The organism is Coprococcus sp. AF19-8AC (genome assembly GCF_003603115.1).
Lineage (GTDB): Bacteria > Bacillota > Clostridia > Lachnospirales > Lachnospiraceae > Coprococcus > Coprococcus aceti.
The window spans coordinates 659,580-678,704 of record NZ_QTMI01000002.1 but is presented as its reverse complement, the minus strand read 5'-3'; the positions used below and the strand labels follow the sequence as shown (position 1 = coordinate 678,704).

Annotated in this window: 17 protein-coding genes; 1 reads left to right on the top strand and 16 read right to left on the bottom strand. The window is 46.9% G+C overall.

Annotation, left to right across the window (positions count from 1 at the left end):
* Window positions 1-31: 31 nt before the first annotated feature.
* The 11 genes from DWX57_RS07735 to DWX57_RS07685 form a co-directional block, all read right to left on the bottom strand.
* Window positions 32-2,149: a SpoIIE family protein phosphatase gene (locus tag DWX57_RS07735; protein ID WP_243106192.1), complete on the bottom strand. Its 2,118-nt coding sequence runs from the start codon at window positions 2,147-2,149 to the stop codon at window positions 32-34.
* A 101-nt stretch (window positions 2,150-2,250) separates the two neighbouring features.
* On the bottom strand, window positions 2,251-2,571 hold the full coding sequence (locus tag DWX57_RS07730) for an FtsB family cell division protein (RefSeq protein WP_055145071.1): 321 nt from the start codon (window positions 2,569-2,571) through the stop codon (window positions 2,251-2,253).
* Between the two features lie 130 nt (window positions 2,572-2,701).
* Complete coding sequence (yabQ, locus tag DWX57_RS07725; protein ID WP_055272162.1) at window positions 2,702-3,043, bottom strand: spore cortex biosynthesis protein YabQ; 342 nt, start codon at window positions 3,041-3,043, stop codon at window positions 2,702-2,704.
* Entirely contained in the window at window positions 3,043-3,315 is a 273-nt protein-coding gene (locus DWX57_RS07720; protein ID WP_055272159.1) for a YabP/YqfC family sporulation protein, read from the bottom strand. The genes yabQ and DWX57_RS07720 overlap by 1 nt, the downstream gene beginning before the upstream one ends.
* An 89-nt stretch (window positions 3,316-3,404) precedes the next feature.
* Window positions 3,405-3,644, bottom strand: a complete 240-nt coding sequence (locus tag DWX57_RS07715; RefSeq protein WP_117550167.1) for an RNA-binding S4 domain-containing protein — start codon at window positions 3,642-3,644, stop codon at window positions 3,405-3,407.
* Window positions 3,645-3,660: 16 nt separating this feature from the next.
* Window positions 3,661-3,933: an HU family DNA-binding protein gene (locus tag DWX57_RS07710; protein ID WP_015534609.1), complete on the bottom strand. Its 273-nt coding sequence runs from the start codon at window positions 3,931-3,933 to the stop codon at window positions 3,661-3,663.
* Window positions 3,934-4,121: 188 nt separating this feature from the next.
* Window positions 4,122-4,667 (bottom strand): stage V sporulation protein T, encoded by a 546-nt coding sequence (spoVT, locus tag DWX57_RS07705; protein ID WP_117550165.1) that lies wholly within the window; start codon window positions 4,665-4,667, stop codon window positions 4,122-4,124.
* 69 nt (window positions 4,668-4,736) lie between these two features.
* Window positions 4,737-6,611 (bottom strand): hybrid sensor histidine kinase/response regulator, encoded by a 1,875-nt coding sequence (locus tag DWX57_RS07700; protein ID WP_117550163.1) that lies wholly within the window; start codon window positions 6,609-6,611, stop codon window positions 4,737-4,739.
* A gap of 71 nt (window positions 6,612-6,682) precedes the next feature.
* Window positions 6,683-6,937 carry a hypothetical protein gene (locus DWX57_RS07695; RefSeq protein ID WP_117550161.1) on the bottom strand — a complete coding sequence of 85 codons (255 nt, stop codon included), beginning with the start codon at window positions 6,935-6,937 and terminating at the stop codon, window positions 6,683-6,685.
* Between the two features lie 37 nt (window positions 6,938-6,974).
* The gene (locus DWX57_RS07690; RefSeq protein ID WP_117550159.1) at window positions 6,975-7,322 is read right to left on the bottom strand and encodes an Hpt domain-containing protein; all 348 of its coding nucleotides are present in this window, start codon (window positions 7,320-7,322) and stop codon (window positions 6,975-6,977) included.
* Window positions 7,319-8,428, bottom strand: a complete 1,110-nt coding sequence (locus DWX57_RS07685) for an HD domain-containing phosphohydrolase (protein ID WP_117550157.1) — start codon at window positions 8,426-8,428, stop codon at window positions 7,319-7,321. Before DWX57_RS07685 ends, DWX57_RS07690 begins: the two co-directional genes overlap by 4 nt.
* A 220-nt stretch (window positions 8,429-8,648) precedes the next feature.
* On the opposite strand from DWX57_RS07685, the gene DWX57_RS07680 reads away from it, so the two are divergent.
* Window positions 8,649-11,228, top strand: a complete 2,580-nt coding sequence (locus DWX57_RS07680; RefSeq protein ID WP_117550155.1) for a hybrid sensor histidine kinase/response regulator — start codon at window positions 8,649-8,651, stop codon at window positions 11,226-11,228.
* Window positions 11,229-11,290: 62 nt separating this feature from the next.
* Here the strand turns inward: DWX57_RS07680 and proC are convergent, their stop codons facing one another.
* From proC to DWX57_RS07660, 5 genes are all read right to left on the bottom strand, one after another.
* A complete protein-coding gene (gene proC / locus DWX57_RS07675) occupies window positions 11,291-12,073 on the bottom strand; it encodes a pyrroline-5-carboxylate reductase (protein ID WP_055272153.1) in 783 nt (260 codons plus the stop codon).
* 52 nt (window positions 12,074-12,125) lie between these two features.
* Window positions 12,126-12,293 (bottom strand): hypothetical protein, encoded by a 168-nt coding sequence (locus DWX57_RS14130; protein ID WP_158547596.1) that lies wholly within the window; start codon window positions 12,291-12,293, stop codon window positions 12,126-12,128.
* Between the two features lie 36 nt (window positions 12,294-12,329).
* Entirely contained in the window at window positions 12,330-13,772 is a 1,443-nt protein-coding gene (locus tag DWX57_RS07670) for a DHHW family protein (protein ID WP_117550151.1), read from the bottom strand.
* A 12-nt stretch (window positions 13,773-13,784) separates the two neighbouring features.
* Window positions 13,785-15,215, bottom strand: coding sequence for an MBOAT family O-acyltransferase (locus tag DWX57_RS07665; RefSeq protein WP_117550149.1), 1,431 nt, complete (start codon window positions 15,213-15,215; stop codon window positions 13,785-13,787).
* Window positions 15,216-15,312: 97 nt separating this feature from the next.
* A complete protein-coding gene (locus DWX57_RS07660; RefSeq protein ID WP_243106191.1) occupies window positions 15,313-19,110 on the bottom strand; it encodes an EAL domain-containing protein in 3,798 nt (1,265 codons plus the stop codon).
* Window positions 19,111-19,125: the final 15 nt, after the last annotated feature.

The following is a 19,125-nucleotide window of genomic DNA, read 5'->3' as shown; positions in this document are numbered from 1 at the left end:
ATCATAATTTCATATTATAGCATAGAGTTACTCAGGCTGCGCTACTTTTCTCAGATCCTGATATCACCGCCGCCATGACCGTCACGTCATCCCGAAGCGACACATCCCCCTGTCCTATCATGGCGCCCAGTATATCATCGACCATCCGTCTGCTGTCACCCACTCTTATTCCCTTGAGCACATCCTGCATGTGATCGGACACATCCATATCCGAGAGCCCATCGCTCACCATGACCACGGCATCCCCCGCCGCAAGTTTCACATCCGCCATGTCGCACTCGGCATCGTCCAGCACGCCCACGGGAAGAGTAGTGCTCGTTATCTGGCGTACCTCATTTCCATCATCGCCCGGGCGTATCACATAGGTCACCGACGCCCCCTGCTTGAAGCTCCTCATGGTGCCGTCGTACATGTCTATGACCACCATATCAAATGTCGTGAATATTCTGCCCTTATTTCTCCTGGACATACATCGATTGGCAAATGCAATGCTGTACTCCGGGGTAAATCCCGCCTCCAGCAGCTCCTCCATTGTGTCCAGCATCATGCAGCTCTCGCATGAGGCCAGGCTTCCGCTTCCCATGCCGTCAGACAGCATCATCACCAGCCTGCCATCCTCATACTCCTTCACCGAGAAATTATCCCCCGACACCGGAGAGCCATATTTCTTTATCCTTCTGACATGGTAACGCCCCTTGTAACGCGCCGCCTCCTCGTACACGGCAGATCTGTACTCATCGAAGAAAAGGCTCGGCGAATCCAGGCCCGCCCTTATATTCTTCCTGAAGTACCCACTCAGTACATCAGCCACCTGTCTTGACAGCACCATGCCCTGACCTGACGTTTTTCCCGCCACATAGTATCGGCTCCTGTTGCCACTGTCCATGGATGCCGTGACCCTGACCTCGTCCATCCCCAGCGATCTTATCTGCCCCAGCAGCTTTTCATCGGATATCTCCCTCGCCTCACCTATCAGATCTATCTGTCTCCTGAAGCCATCCACGAGCTCGCCGATCTGTCCCAAGCTTATCGCCGGCTCATCGCTCCCGGCAAATGTATAATCGAGCCGTCTAAACACATTTGCCATATCTTCTATCTTGCAGGCCGTGAGTCTGTTAATCTCCGCAGCGGCCGCCTGAAGACACGCCGGATCTGTCTCCTCGTCCATGGCGCCCAGCAGAGCACCAGGTATACACGCGAACAATACGACCGGAACGGCGATATTTATATAGTAAAATGCGATCTCCCGCCCAGAGCCGTTCCACAGCACTGTCCCATCCGCCACGGAGGCAAGAACGCATCCCAGAACATAGAACAGACTTGCAGACACCTTTCTTCTCCCAGTGAGTGCCCGGCCTATGAGCATGACCAGCGTCACAAGGAGCATCCACATGAGCCACCTGCTGTCATTCAGCTTGACCGACACGATGCTTCCCGCCACCGCCGCCATTCCGCATCCGTACACCGCTCCAGTTCTATACACCGCGTACAATATCAGAACTAGAGCCAGCATAAATGCCGGATTCACACCGTAGATATCCTCACCCGGAACAACCCACAGAACGACCGCCGCCAGCGCCATGAGGCTCACTATGCCCTGACTTACATTCCAGCTCTCATCCCTCTCCACATCCGAGGCATCCCCGCAGATATATGTATATAGAAGTCCAATCCCCGGTTTCAGTATCACACTGGCACACATGAATATCGCAGCCTCCACCACTCCATAAGCGGCAGCCATAAGCATGTTATCCGCATATACCACTATGTTTCCCATAAGCACGGCAGCCGACATGACGACGATCACCCTGACATACGATCTGGAATTTCTGGAGTACACGATCTTCATAAGACACATCGCAAGTCCCAGCAGCACCAGATATTTCTCCGTCACCATCACACCGGAATACACAGGTCCCGGTATCATATACTCATCTGCGTGCAACAGCCCTGCTATGCCCATAGATCCGGCTGCGACTCCCGCCGCACACCCGATGCAGGTTATCATGTATCTCCCACACACCGCACAGGCCGCCACATACACAGCCAGAACCACCGGGGCTATCCCCCAGACCATGCATAAGCCGCTGACCATACACAGAATAGCCACCGCCATCACTCCGACGAACCCATTTACCTTTTCTCTCATCAACACTTTCCCGCCTTCCTGTTCATAGTGACAAGAAGTATATCCGTCAAATGCGCAAAAAAATAGCGAATGCTGAAATCAGCATCCGCTATGTTCTGACTTTATTCCTCCGGCTTTACCACGATTTCGTCAGGATATATGAGACCGAGCTGTGATCTGGCCACATCCTCAACATACTCATCTGTCTGCATATATTTCTCACGCTCTTCAAGCTTCTTATAATCTTCCTTCGCACTGTCAAGCTGTTCCTGAAGCTCCGCCGCCTGAACCTGCAGGCTCTCCTTCTGTGCTTTCAGGCTCTGTGCTTTGTACAGTACAACCACTGCCAGCAATATCAGACAGCTCACAACCAGAACCATTCCAAGCTTCGTTGTGATCTTGTTATTCTTTTTTGACTTTGATCTGCCGACCGTCTTACTCATTAGAAACTCCCCATTCATTACTTTATTACTTGTCTTTTCTTGTAATAATATACAAAAAGTTCGTAGCCAAACGAACATATTGACATAATTTTACTATTTAAGACTAATTATGTCAACGCACTTTTCGCCGTCACATTTTCACATTTTTTGAATCTTGTTTTTTCTTACACAATATATGGTTTGCAATTTTCGAAGCAGCCCAATTTATAGTAAAAAATACAAGTAAAAAACTTGAAAAAAATCCTAAAAAAATATATAGTCTCAGATCTCCGTCACAGCATATGTAACTGACCGCCATAACTACTACACTTAATATCAACCAAAGTGTAATATCGCATATCCACGCCACCGCACGGCTGTTCCTAAAGAGCTTTGAGATGAACCAGAACAGCGATCCCAGTACACCTGAGCACGCTCCGGCTGCAACACTTATCCCATATCCCCAGAGCTGCCCTGCCGCCATATCGCTCATCACTTGAACAACCCCTTTATAGAAAAAGCACCTTCCTTGTCACCCGAATATATCATGGAGTTGATATTTCCTGTGAGATCCAGTATTCCCTTGTCAAGGTCCAGATTTGTCGCCTGCATATTCTTGCCTATTATCTTGAGTTTCCCCTGCTCGGTCACCAGCAGAACCAGATCAGGATCTATGGATGTGACCTTGCTGATCCCTGTCATGGACAGACTGTTCCTGTTGTCCATGACCACCTTGTGGGTTTTTGCCTTATTAACTTCCCCCATGTTCAGAAACCTTCTCAAGCTATTTAATAAACTATATGAGCCCACAAAAAAAATATGCCGGAATACACTATGTATATTCCGGCATATTTTTACACATACTCAAACATATCCTTGGCATCTTCCTTTTTAGTGGAATCTGCAATCATTGTAACTCTGACCTTCACCGTCTTGTTGCCAAATGCTATCTCGATAACATCTCCAACCTTGACATCGGTTCCGGCCTTAGCCACTTTGTCGTTGACCATGACTCTTCCGGCATCGCATGCCTCGTTCGCCACGGTTCTTCTCTTGATGATCCTGGATACCTTAAGATATTTATCAAGTCTCATATCAAACCCTTAAAGATTAGTTGATTGAATCCTTTAATGCCTTTCCAGCCTTGAACTTAGGTGCCTTTGAAGCAGCGATAGTCATTGTCTCGCCAGTTCTTGGGTTTCTACCCTCTCTAGCTGGTCTCTCTGATACCTCGAATGTACCAAATCCAACTAACTGAATCTTCTCACCTTTCTTTAACTCATCTGCTACAACGTCTGTGAAAGCCTTTAATGCTGCCTCAGCGTCCTTCTTTGATAATTCTGTCTTCTCAGCGATTGCTGCAACTAATTCTGTCTTATTCATTAGATAATTCCTCCTTTAAAAAAATAAATGCTCTCTGTCATCCGCCTGCTACCCGCAAAAGCAGAAAACTCTGAGCTCAACATGTATAGTTATACCTAAAATGGTTATATTTGTCAAGGAAAATAAGGGATTTCGAGGCCGAAACCCCTTGATTTTACTCACTTTTTGCCAAATTCTTGCATTACCGGCTACCCTTCCATCTGTTTGCCCAAAAATGCCGCCGCGATCACCGCTGCTTTTTGCTCTATCTCTCCTATTCTGTGTCCGCTGTCACGCACTATCACGATGACAGAGCCCACTGCATCGCCCTCTGATATAATGGTCTGCACCACCTGTCCATCGTAATCCAGGTCGTCTGTGGTTATGTGTATGAACTTCGCATCGCCTTTGCGGGCAACTATCGCTTTCCTGTCGTTTATCACGCTCTCAAGCTCACTGTGAAGCTCCTTGCCCATCAGCTCCCTCTTAGGCATCCCCGCCACCGCTATGACAGAATCACGATCCGTGATAGCCACGGGAAGCCCAAGGCTCTGGGATATGGCCTCCACATACTGCTGTGCAAATGCAGTCAGATCAGCCATGGGCGAATACTTCTTGAGAACGATCTCGCCCTCCTTGCCGGTAAATATCTCCAGTGGATCCCCCTCTCTTATCCTGAGGACCTTTCTTATCTCCTTCGGGACGACTATCCTTCCGAGATCGTCTATTCTTCTCACTATTCCTGTCGCCTTCATAAACAGTATCAACCCTCCATTGCATGTTAAATAATTGCTTTGGAGTTATTATGTGGAAAATCATCAAAATTATTCTTCCATGATCCCGGCCAGCGTCATCTTTAGATCCGCTGCGCTTATCGGCTTTGCTATGTGTCCGTTCATGCCCGCTTCAAATGCTTTCTTACGGTCTTCGTTGAACGCATTCGCGGTCATGGCGATTATAGGTATATCTGCAAGCCGTTTGTCGTCAAGCTTTCGTATGAGCATGGTTGCCTTGTAGCCGTCCATGTTCGGCATCTGTATATCCATGAGAATGAGATCGTAGTATTCAGGCTCCGCTTTCTCCAGCATGTCTATACACTGGATTCCGTCTGCAGCGTGGTCGACCTCCATGCCTGCGCCGGCAAGTATGGTCATGGCTATCTCCGCATTCAGGTCGTTATCCTCCGCCAGAAGTATTCTTCTGCCCTCAAATGAATAATCTTCATTGCGTTTCGAGACCGCACCTATGTCAGTTATCTCCTCCGATATTCTGTGTGTGAGCGTCACGGTAAATGTGGTTCCCTTGCCCGGCTCACTCTGTACGTCTATATCTCCGCCCATGAGATCGACTATCTTCTTGACTATCGCCATGCCGAGTCCTGTTCCGAACTGTCCACTCTCCGTAGATGTCTGCTCCCTGCTGAAATCCTCAAATATGTGCTCCAGGAAATCCTCTGACATTCCGATTCCCGTGTCGCTCACCATCGTGCGGATCTTCACATAGCCGTCCCTGTCGCACGGAAGCTCGTCTATATTCACGGTAACGCTGTCCCCCGGAAGAGAATATTTGTATGCGTTGTTGATGATGTTCATAAGTATCTCTTTCAGTTTCACAACATCACACTGTATATTATTGTGCTGGGCATTCACATTCCATGTAAAGTCTATGTTCTTCTCCTTCATCTGGCTCTCAAACAGCCAGTACACCGAATCAAGACTTTTGAGTGATATACTGCTCTCGTCCAGTTCTGTCTTGCCACTCTCTATCCTCGCCATTTCCAATACATTGTTGATAAGAGACAACAGATAATCACTTGATGATCTGATCTTGGCTATATAATCGCGCGCCTTGTCCTGGTCGGACAGGTTGTCATTCAGAAGGTCTGTGAAGCCTATTATCGCGTTCATAGGGGTTCTTATATCATGAGACATGGAGTTGAGGAACACCGTCTTGGCGTTGTTAGCCTTATTCGCCATATCCAGGGCATTCTCCAGATCGTGGTTGGCCTTCTCGATAACCTCAAGCTTCTCAATCTTTCTGATATCCTCCATGCAAAGCTCTATATACACGAACATCGCCGAAAGCGTCAGTCCAGCCAGAACATAAGAACCACCCGCAACAATCTGCAACACTGAACATATAAGCGCAGGTATGAGTGCTATAGTTATGATGACAGCAGATCTCTTCTCTCTTCTGGTAATGGAATATACTATCGCACTGACGAGTGTCACAAATACATAGGTATACGGAAGCACCACCTGAAGTGCAAACAATACTCCTCTGCGATACATGCCCGTATCATCCACGTAGAAAAGCCAGCCTGTCCACCACGAGACCACACACAGCACAATCATCAGAACAAGCGGAATACTGCGCAATACCCGTATTATCTTTTTTTCCACAAATAATGAATTCTGTATACTCTCGAAAAAATAAAACCATTCATATGTCACAAATGTCTCTGCGATCATGAATCCGCAATTCAACACAAAAACCACCGCGGCCGGCATACGCACCAGTCCTGCGTCAACCATTCTTACAGGTATATTTATTATCTGGAAAGCAATTACTCCGAATACAAAATGAGAAAACAATCTTATGATCTTATTATTTCTTTGATTAAGACATCTCACACCTATATAGAGCATGATTATCAGTATGGTGTATTCACACATCATCGTCTGCAAGTGCTGTGTCATATTTATCCCCCCCTTAGCGCAATACGCTGAATTCTCTGTTATGACTGCTCCATACCTCGTAGAGCATTTCCTCAAACTTTCCTATGTTCACCGGCTTGGACAGATATCCCTTCATCCTTGCCCTTGGTAGCATTGAACTCATCAACCAGATTGTCAAATATTGCCTGCTGGGTTCCATTGTAGTAATGCCATATCTTCAGTGATACCGGATGATCTGGATCAAGATTCACATTCTTCGCTGTATCGCCGTCTGAGTCACCACAACCAGCAAGCATACTCACGACCATAACGGCCGCCATCATTCTGGCAATAGTCCTCTTCTTCATCTTATAAGTCCCCTCTCTTTTCTCACACTACAATGATCTATTCAACACTCTTAAGAGCATTTACAGTTATCTTATACTGCTCACTGACCTTCTCATACAAAGCCTCATATCCATCAAGCTCTCTCCCCCTGAGCTTCTCTGTCAGATCCGAGCTCACTGTATACAGATTCTTAAGTCCAAGGTTCAGACATATCCCCTTCAGTGTATGTGCTGCCCTGAATGCCTTCTCAGCATTCTTCTCCGTAATAGCCTCTGTCAGTTCATTGTAGCTTCCATCATCTATAAACTTAAGTGCGAATCTCTGTATAAGGCTCTCACTGCCAAGTCTGCCAAGTACATCCTCAAAATCTGCTCCTATTGTATCATAACACTCTCTGATGTTCATATCTGGTTCTCCTTCTTCATCTCATATCTGCACACAAGCTCTTCAAATTCCTGTCTGGACTCCTTGAAGCACTCTATAAGTCTCGGTGAAAATGTTCCACACTCTCCATCAAGTATCATCTGATATGCCTTGCCCTTCTCTATAGCCTTCTTGTATACCCTGTCACTCACAAGAGCGTCATACACATCCGCTATGGACACAAGCTGTGCCGATATCGGTATATCCTCACCGGCCAGTCCGTCAGGATAGCCCTTTCCATCATATCTCTCATGATGGTGGCGGCATATCTCATAGCTGATCTTCTCGTATTCCTCACTCCACGTGCCTGCAATCTGTGTAAGTATCTCACAGCCCTTTGTCGTGTGGGTCTTCATATATTCAAACTCTTCATCTGTAAGCCTGCCCGGCTTCAGGAGCACACTGTCCTTGATGGCTATCTTGCCTATGTCATGAAGTGGACTGGCTGCAACTATTACAGCTATCTTCTCCGGTGTAAGGCCGTACTCCGGATATTTCTCCGCAGCCTTCTCTGCAAGTATATTGGTAAATTCCTTTACCCTCTTGATGTGCTCACCGCTCTCAAGATTTCTGTATTCAACAACCGTGCCTAAAACGTCCACTATCTTCTCATTGGTCTCACGTATCTGCTCTGCCTGAGCCTGAAACAGTTTGTTCTTCTCCTCCAGCTCTCTTGTCTGCAGTCTGACTTTATCCTCCAGATGATTCTTATACATGAACAGATCCACGGTATTCTTGACCCTGCGTCTGACTGTCACACTGTCAAATGGCTTTCTGACGAAATCCGTAACCCCCATTTCAAGGCACTTTACCTCAACATCCCTGGCTGATTCCGCACTTATGACTATGACCGGTATCCTGTCAAGCAGCTCGTGTTCTCTCATGTAATCAAGCACCGCATATCCATCGACAATCGGCATGATCAGATCAAGGAGCATCGCTGTTATCCCTTCACTCTCTGACTTCAGTATGTCTATGGTCTGCATACCATCAGCAGCCTGAATCACTTCATACTTATCACCAAGTGCAACTGCAAGTATCTCTCTATTCAGCTCAATGTCATCGACTATCAATACTTTTTCTCTCATTTAATTAACTCCTCAACATAGTATTTTTAATGTCCCAGAAAAAATATGTTAAAGCTTTACAATCACCCACAATAATTTTATAATTCCTAAACAATATTGTCTATGGAATTAATTGCCATTAATATAGATTTTTTCTCTCAAAATAGGTAAAATTGTCTTAAAAACAGAGCTTTATATATTAATATATCAAAAACCTACACACATAAAGGGGGGGTATTTTATGGATAATTTTGTTATATTACAGCAGATGGTTGCCATTGACAGAGCTCAGAACCGTTTTGAACTCCGGGCATCCATACAGACTCTGCTCCGTATCATCGGAAGTTGCACTTCGTCAGAACGAGTTTATATTTTTGACTGGGATGAGACTGACAACGTATTCCGCAACTCATATGAGTGGTGCGGTGACAATGTGCAGCCATGGATTGACAATCTTCAGTCCGTGGATTCCGCCGACATGCCTTACTGGCTGGAAGCATTTGAGCGCGGCGACAGTATAATCATAGATAACGTGGAGGATGTGAAGGATCTCATGCCTTCCGAGTATCAGCTTCTGGTCATGCAGAATATCCACTCTGAGATAGCATTTCCTATCTTCTATAAGGACCAGCTCAAAGGCTTTATCGGTGTGGACAATCCCCACATAGAGAGTTCGGAATCCTTTATAAGTCTGCTTGGGGTTGTGGGCGGTCATCTCGGAAATGTACGGGAGACTCTCAGAATGACCGAGCTTCTTGAGCAGCGCAATAATTCACTCGAAAAGAGCCTGTCGGATCTGAACCGTGAAAGGATGTTCATGTCAGTCCTGTGCACAGACTACATATCCGTCTACTGCGTTGATCTTCAGAATGATTCCCTCGAGCCTTTAAAGCTTGACCCGGTGGCAAACGCTGCCCACATATACGACATCAAAGCCGGGAAAGCATTCTGCTACTCAGAGCTGATCAGACAGTATTATGAAAAATATGTCATCAAAGAATCTGCCCCAGACTTCACAGAAATCCTCAGCGCAGAGCATATACAGAATCATCTTGCCTCTCACCCTAAGCTCTCTTACAGATACCGGGTGACTCCGAACGCAGCGGGTCAGGAAAACTTTGAGGCAGAGATATTCCCTTTTTCAGCGGCCTCAGCTTCAAGGGTGCTGATTGGCTTCAAGCAGATAGACGAGCTTGTGAGCTTTGAACAAAATTCGAGGAGACAGCTGCAGGAGGCACTTGACGAGGCTAACCTGAACAACGAGATCATATCCGCCATAAGCAAGATCTACTTCTCAATATACAGGATAGATCTTACACAGGACATGTACGAGGAGGTGTCCAGTGATAACAAGGTACACAAACTTACAGGCCGCATGGGAAGAGCTTCCTCCAAGATGAAGGAGCTGTGTCACCGCTTCGTCGTTCCCGAATATCAGGACAAGATACTTGATTTCTTCGATCTGTCGACCATCGCAGAGCGTCTCCACACAGACGAGACCATAGCCATGGATTATCTCGCCAACGACGGCAACTGGCACTCGGCAAGATTTATTGTAAAAAAGCGAGATGCTCTCGGCAACGTGACCAGCATACTGTATGCAACAAGGCTTATCAGCGAACAAAAGAGACGTGAACAGAACTGGATGCTCCTGGCAGAGGAAGCCAACAAGGCCAATGAGGCAAAGTCCGAGTTCCTGTCCAAGATGGCTCACGATATAAGAACACCTCTGAATGCCGTAATGGGATTTGCCGACATAGCAAAGCGATCACTAGGCGATCCAAGCAAGATAGACGACTGTCTGGGCAAGCTCAGGACGTCCGGGGCTTATATAGAACAGCTCGTCAGCAACATCCTTGACATAACGAATCTGGAAAACGGCAGACAGCAGCTCAAGCCTTGTGAGACATCTGTATCCGAGCTGTGTCATACTCTGAACATGGTTTTCGATCAGGCTCTCATGAACGACGGACTCAATATAACCTTCAACTGTCACGATATATATCACGACTACATCCTGGCCGATGGACTCAAGCTGAAACAGATCTACTCTAACCTGCTGTCTAACTCCATCAAGTTCACACCTGGTCATGGCGACGTTGGATTTGAATTATATGAGGAAAATATACCAGGCTCCGATAAGATACGTCTCGTCGCCAGAATAAGCGACACGGGAATTGGAATAAAGCCTGAATATCAGGCGAGCATGTTCAACAAATTCTCCCGCGAGACAGACACCAGGATCAGCAAAGTGCGCGGAAGCGGTCTGGGGCTCGCCATAGTAAAGGAGCTTGTGGATCTAATGCAGGGTACCATCACAGTACAGAGCAATCCGGGTGGTGGAACTATCATCGAGGTAAGCATCGACGTCCCTTATATCATAAAGGATGATCTGTGGTCTGGACAATCCGGTGATAGCAGCGACGCAGAATCCCTGTGTGTAGGAATGCACCTTCTGGTGGCAGAGGATAACGAACTCAACTATGAGGTCGTGTCTGAACTTCTGGGTGTGAATGGTATTTCCTGTGAGCGCGCTGAGGACGGCTCCGTGTGCGTTGACATGTTCTCCACATCTGCTGCCGGAACCTACGACGGTATCCTTATGGATCTTCAGATGCCTGTGATGGATGGAATCTCGGCGTCCTACGCCATAAGAAAGCTCGAGCATCCGAATGCACAGAACATTCCTATCATCGCCATCACCGCCAACACATTTGCTAAAGATCTCGAAAGATGCCGTCTGGCAGGCATGAACGAACACCTGTCAAAGCCGCTGAACATAAGGCAGCTTATAAGCATCCTCTCAAAATTCAAGAAATAAAAAAGTCAAGAAATAAAAAAGTCCCTGTATGATATTTCAATCATACAGGGGATTTGCCGTTATTACTTATTCATGATCGCATCTATAGACTTAATGCATGCACTCCTGAGGCCTGACTCCTCGAGGGATGCAACACCGCATATGGTTGTTCCCGCAGGGGAACATACATTGTCCTTCAACACGCCGGGATGCTCCCCTGTCTCTAGCTGAAGTTTTGCTGAACCAAGTATCATCTGTGATATGAGTCTGTACGCAGTCTGTCTAGGCACACCATACTTAACCGCTGCATCCGCATATCCCTCTATGAACAGATCCACAAATGCAGGACCACAGCCGGTTACTGCGCCTCCTATTCCCATGAGATTCGATGGAAGCTCCTCCACAATTCCCACAGCCGCGAACAGCTCTTTGATTTGTGTCCTTTCTTCCTCCTCAAGGGAATTCTGTGCTTCAAAGAGCATAACTCCCTCATATACCATTGCCGGAGTATTCGGCATCACAAACTGCACTCTCACCGAACTGTCAAAATACTCACTGTACTTCTTAAAATCCCAGCCAGCTGCCACCGACACAAGAGCCTTGCCGTGAAGTCTCTCTCCTATCTCAACGAGAACGTCATTGATCTGATAAGGCTTGCATGCCATGATGACCGTATCCACGGCATCCACCAGCTCTGCAAGTGTCTTACACGGGGTAAATCCATACTTCTCTGAGTTCTTCACCAGCTTGTCATAGTGTGGTGCATATGCATATACACTCTCAGCCGCTATCTTCCCTGAATTCACAAATCCTGCACAGAGTGCCTGTGCCATATTACCCATGCCTATGAAACCTAACCTCTCCATGATACATTCTCCTTCTTTCAAGCCTTTATATATTTTGTCTTTTATATCTGTCTTACTCAGCCATCCGGCGAAGCTTCTTTGCACGCTTCTCCTGATAGAGAAGTCTGTCGACAGTTGCAAGCGCCTGGAACACGTCCACATCCTTGTCATTATCTATGGTGCAGAACATGAACAATCCTCTGGTACCTTCAGAAGCAGTCTCCATATATCTGTTGACCATCTCCGGGCATCTGTCTGCAAATCCTCCGATTATGCCCTAGTGCAGCAGACTGCTTATAGTAGCCGCCACATCTTTATCTCCTATGAGAGATATGTTATTTATACAGATAAAATCATTGACCTTTTTGCTCTTCACAAAGTCAAGGATGTTTACCTGTGAATATCTGTAATCTATGATATATATTTTGGAGTAGTGATCCACAAGAAATGGAATAAATGCATTTCCGTAGGACTCCTTCATTACTACACACGATGAACCGTCTGTCACCTTTGGGTTCTCTATCACTGCCATCGGCGTGTCACCGCCCACAAATGTAGAATACATGGTTCCCTTATCCCATCCATTCACATCCATTATGACATTCCACTTCTGCTCCGAGCCATCCTCGTTCCAGTAGGTCATGTCATTTGTTCCTATCGGTTCGTAGGCGTATATCGTATCAGGATTATTCTTCATGTCAGAGTTCTGCAGGGTGCTGTAGAAGCTTCCGAGGAATCCCTTGAAGGTATCCGTCTTCCTCTTGTCACGTGGAATGGCCGTTATGCCCTTAGTCTTGCAGAAATCCTCGTACGCATAGTACGCGCCATCCGCGGTCCAGTGGTGATCTGTCCTGAAGAATATATATTCATCCTTATGCGCCTTTAACGTGTCAAATATATCGACCGTCTTCACGCCATTCATCATGCCATAGTAATACTCTATCGCCTGTTTCTGATCGGAACCGCCAAGCTTATCCAGCTCGTCATCCGATAGCAGGACACCTGAATTGTTCGGCACAAGAATATCGTACACATTTGTCTGGCCCGAGAGCTGTGCCGCTGCATTGTTGATAGCATCTATATATTCTGTTGCGGAGTCCTGAACGAAATAGTACAGGCTGTACGCAGAACCATCCTTCACATACAGGTTGTCCTGAAGCTGCTTCTGGAACGCATTGTCCATAGCCTTTGAATCTGGTGGATCGACCATCTGGACCGAACCGCTCTCAGTTGTCGCATCCTGCTTGTTCTTCGATGTCAGACTCGCAGGAAGTCCTATCTCAGGATCCTCTGTCGTAACCTCCGTGGTACTCTCAGTTGTCGCCTTGCCTGCATCATCAGGAGTGGCGGTCACCGCACTCTTGTCCACCTCAGGTATCTCATCGCCCTTGGCATTTCCTCCAACCACCTGCGTTCCGAGCTGTATTCCGTACAGCTTCTTAAGGCTCTGGTCAGCCGACACAAGCTTATCCCTCATAGGGTATGTGTCAGAATACCACAGTGACACGTCCTCGAAGTATGATCCGTCGAGGAATGACGTTATGGTGAATGACGGAAACTTTGCAAGTGTCCTCTTCTCCATCGTGGATTTCTTAGGTCTGACAAAAAACAGCAGACCGATAAATGCTCCTATCGCCATGACTGCGGCAAATATAAGAACACCCAGAGTTCTGAATTTCTTTAATTGTTGTCTCTGACTTCTGGTATATCTTCTCTTCATAAAAATCACCCATTAAAACTGGAAATACAGGAAAGGATTATAGCTTGCACCCACAAGCGCCAGCACTGAGATCACGAGCATAAGTACCGGTGTTATCATCTCAGTTACATTGAACACGTTGAATACAAGTGGGTTGACCTTTCCAACTTCTATAGCCCATTTTCTGAGTCTCTTGCCCAGATCCGTACACGCAATACATGCAAATATCAGGAAGAATATGTTCTTCACAAATATTGTTCCAAGTGCCATATTTGCAAATCCCGATGTTCCTATTCCAAACATTCCCGCAAGCACTGTTCCAAGCTCACGAAGGCTCTCAAATCTGAATATGGTCCATCCGAACAGGATAACGAGCAGCGTATATATTCTGGATGCCACAGGGCCGAGTCTCCCGCCCAGATAAAACTTCTCCAGAAGGAGGAAGCCCAGATAATAAATTCCCCAGAATATATAATTCCAGCTTGCTCCGTGCCACATTCCCGTGAGAAACCACACGATAGCCATGTTGCGGATGTACTTCGCTGTGCTGCATCTGTTGCCGCCAAGCGGTATATATACGTAATCCCTGAAGAATGAGCTGAGTGATATGTGCCATCTCCTCCAGAAATTATTTACCGATGTAGCCATATATGGGTAGTTAAAGTTCTCATCATAGTGAAAACCTACCATCCTTCCCATTCCGATGGCCATGTCTGAGTATGCTGAGAAATCAAGGTATATCTGAAGCATATACGCTATCATTCCAAGCCACATTTCAAGTGTCGTCTGAGCCTTGAGGCTCGCCACTCCCGCCGGGAGCAGGGTGTCGGCTATGCTGGCACAGGAATTGGCCAGTATCGCCTTCTTTGCCAGTCCGACTGAAAATCTTCTCAGTCCCATGTATATGTCGTTCGCTGTTATCTTCCTGTTGTCTATCTGATCAGCAACGGTCTCATATCTGACGATAGGTCCCGCTATACACTGATGGAACAGACTTGAATACAGAAGGAGCTTCCAGTATTCTCTCTGTGGTCTGACTTCGTTCCTGTACACATCCACCACATATGATATGAGCTGGAATGTATAGAAAGAGATTCCTATTGGGAGAGCTATTCCAGGCACGGTCTTCGGCACGCCGAACACTGCCTTTATGTTGCCGAGGAAAAATCCCAGATACTTAAATATCGCAAGACAGCCAAGCATTATCACAAGGTCACACACAAGATAAAACTTCTCAGATCTCTTGGTATATCCGGCACGTGCCTCATCTATGCGAATGGCAAACAGCCAGCTCACCAGAGTCTCTCCCGCCAGGAGCAGAAGATATCTCGGGCCTCCCCAGGCATAGAACACCAGTGAAAATATCAGCAATACATTATTGCGTTTCTCAGGGCTCACCGCAAAATATGCTATCAGGTTTGCAGTGAGAAAAACAAACAAAAATATTAAACTCGAAAAAACCATAAATATTCTCCCATCATGTCAATCGGCTGTATTATACTTCACAACAGTCAACAACACAATATTAATAATGATTAACTGTACGCTTCGGAATAGGCGCTTACAGATCGGTCATCTGCACTTCCCTGTTCTTTGATATTCCGTTCACCATGAAGCTCACTCTGCCGTTACCGATCACGATATTTTTCTCCTCTGCACCTATATCAGTTCCCACACTGTTGATCACCTGTGTGTTGATATCCGAGTTGGAAAATTCCAGTCTGGCGGTGTGGGTGCTGTTACCCATGGCGTAGGCATCCTTGCCCTGTGCCACCACCTTGACGTAAGCGTACTGTATGCTGACGTCCGTATCGCCCTCACGGCAGCCTATACCATAACATTCATTTGCCCTGATGTTCATGGTAATATTGATATTCTTCATGGCAACCCTGCAGGACTTTCCATTCATGGTTCCTATGACTGCTGTCGATATGGATGCCCCGGATATCTTGCCGGATATATTGTCAATAGCTATATCCGCGCTTCCGTTATATGAGCCTATGGATACACTTCTGGCGATTCCATTGTATATCTCCATGTCGCAGTTCTCTATGTGAAGAGTGCAGTCGCTGTCCATACAGCCTATCATCACACCCTCCTGACCTCTCTGATCTATCTCGTATCGTCCGTGTCCAATATATATATTACCGCCAAGGCCGGATCCTATTCCAATGCCCCTCATTCCGGTGGCCGTTATGGACAGCGTTCCATCCTGATTGAAATACAGATCTCCGTGTCTCGACGCAAAATCGTTTCCTATTCCAAAGTATCTGCCACCCGCAAGTGTGATCCTCAGATCTCCATCTCCGGCAAGCTCGAGCTTTGACGACTCGGCTACCTGTATACCGCCTGTGCGCAGCTCATTGTCCCCGGTGAGGACTATCCTGACATCGCAGTTGTCTTCTATCTTTATACAAGGTATGCCCTTCTCTCCTCCAAGGCTTATGCTGTCCACCCTGAGCTCGCCTCTGAAGCCGTCTCCTATGGTTATCAGCATGTTGGACTTGAAGCCCGGTGTACCTGTCATGTTGACGTACCTGTACTGGTCATCTATCTTCTTGAAATCAAGCGCCGTATATTTGTTAAATGCAAGCTGAACCATCGATATCTCGTCTTCATCGGTTATGACATAGGTCTTCTTGCCATACTTTGTGATCTCGTTCTGATTGTACTGGACTATCTCGTTTATGATCCTCTTATCTATCTCGGCAATCGCCTCCGGTGAAGGCTTCGCCGTGTAGTAACCCTGAATGAGATCTGCGCCAAGTCTGATGACCTCCTTGAGTTCAACATCCAGCTCAACGCCCTCCGCCAGAGTGACGATATCATTGTCATGCGCAAATTCTATAATATCCTTAACAAAATGCTGCTTCTGCGGATCCTCATGTATATTTGTCATGAGCATCCTGTCTATCTTCACGTAACGCGGCATATATCTGAGAAGATTGTTGACATTTGAATAACCTGAGCCATAGTCATCTATGGCGGTCTCTATGTTCATCCTGCCGTACTTGTCCTTTATCTGATCCAATAGCTGGTCGCCCATCTCAGCCTCCTCGGTGAATTCCACGACCACCTGTCCACCAAATTCCCTGAGTTTGCTCTCTATGACAGCGGTGTCCTCCTCCGACAGCCTGCAGCCCGGTATACTGTTAAAGAATATCTTTCTGCCCTCAAGTTCCTCTCGCTTGTCCTCAACGAGTCTCAACACATTGATAAATGTGGCTCTCTCCACATCGCTCAGACGTCCAAGTCTCTCAGCACTCTGTATTATGTCGAGAGGAGACATGTACTGCTCTCCTGCCGATCTCATGAGCACCTCATAGGCATAGATCTGACCTGTGCGGGCATTAACTATAGGCTGGAAATGATATGTGAGCAGATTCCTGTCAAGAATCTCCGTGGCAAGCTTGTCCTTCTCTATATCCTCCTGTGACAGCTCTGCATTTCTCGTGCTCTCAATGTACGCCTTCATCTTGGCATTGTTCTTGTTGCTTATGAGTGCGTTCACATAGTTGTCCAGAGCCTCCGCATTCGCAACCATCTGTCTGTCCACCGCATAGCATATCTCCATGACAAAATTGTCGCCATTTGTCCTGTTAAACTCCCTGGTACGGCTCTCCACACTCTTAACTATGGCGTCTGCGTGATCCTCCGCATCTCCCATCACCTGATATGCCACGATGAACTCATCGTTACACATTCTCATACATACGTCTGATTTCTCAAGGGATGCCGAGATCATTCTGGCAAGTGCCTGTATGGCCTCGTCCCCGACCTTTCTGCCGAGACTTGCATTTATCTGTCCCAGTCCCTTTATATCTATAGCCAGCAGCTCAATGCTCCTGCCATGTGCAACGGCATCGTTACACATGTCCCTGCACCTCGCCATAAATCCGTTATAATTGTACACTCCGGTCAGATCATCACGGATCTGCGATGCATTGACCTTGTCCAGAAGCTTCTGAAGACTCGCCTGTCTGTAGAACGCCTCCATGCCCTGCATGATCTGCTTGATCCATGTGCTATATGAAATATCGTACGCCCTGCACTCGCTTCCATAGCTCACAACCGCATATCCAAAACATCTGTCGTCGAAATTGAGTGGAGTGAATATGTAAGCCTCAGGTCTGTCCCTGTCTGCATCCAGCTCAGGTATCAGTCTGGACACGTCAAAACAGTCATCGAAATCTATCGCACCGTCTCCATCACCGCAGCTTCTGATGACCCTGTATATATTCTTCGTGTATCCGACTCTCAGTGCATTTGACCCCATCATGACCTCAGGAAACTTCCAATATTCATTCAGGCAGAGACTGAAACTGCTCATGTTGCCATCCGTGTGGGCATACTGGAATATGGTATTGTAGAATTCCCTGTAATCTCTCTGGGATAACAGATCCTCCATCATATGGTTATAGTATGAACCATAGCTTCCCGGCTGAGCGTTCATATCCCATGCCGTCACGTCTCTCTTTCCCGGCTTCTCCGTACACTGCTCACATCCACAGCTTTTTCCCCAGTGTATAGACGCACTGCTCCTATAGTTCTCCAGAGATCTTCCGTTTATCTCTGCGTCTATCCATTTTGCGGCGTACTCGCCGTCAACCTTTGCAGGTATATCAACCGATGTCAGCGGTATGACTCTGTCATCGTTCGTCTCCGCAGCGTCATATCCCGTTATCGCTATATCCTCAGGGACCCTCACGCCTCTCTGTTCCAGCTCAGCCGCCAGCCCCAGTGCCATGTGATCACTGGCACACACCACAGCCTGTGGAAGTCTGTCTCTGTTCTCTGTTATCTCCATTGCGGTCTGGCGTCCTGAGTCAAACCAGTTATTGCCATAGTAGACCGACGATTCATCCACATCGATACCATGACTCTTCATGCTGTCAAAGAATCCCTGCTTCTTCAGCTCGGAATTGGCAGTATTCTCCCAGCCATCAAGCAGCACTATATCACGGTATCCGTGCACTTCTATGAGATGATCCATAAGCCCGCATATATTCTTTCTGTGATCAATATTTATGGATTTATATCCTTCTATCTCGTCGCCGACTATCAGTACCGGGCCATCAAACTCATGCTCCACACGCCACCGGAGTCCCTCCTCTGTTCCCGGCGTCCTGATCCTGTCAGTACATATGACCACCGCATCATATTTGTCAAATTCTATCAGGTTGAATATGTTGGCGTCCCCCACTTCTCTGCTAGCTGTATCCTGATACTTCAGATACATTGAGAACACGCACACATCATAATCAAGCTGAAATGCCTTCTCAAAAAACCCCGAGAGGAATCTACCCTGGGTGTACTCATCAGCCTGGGCTGTCAGTACCGCAATCCTCTTCCTTGTCATAACATATACACCCTT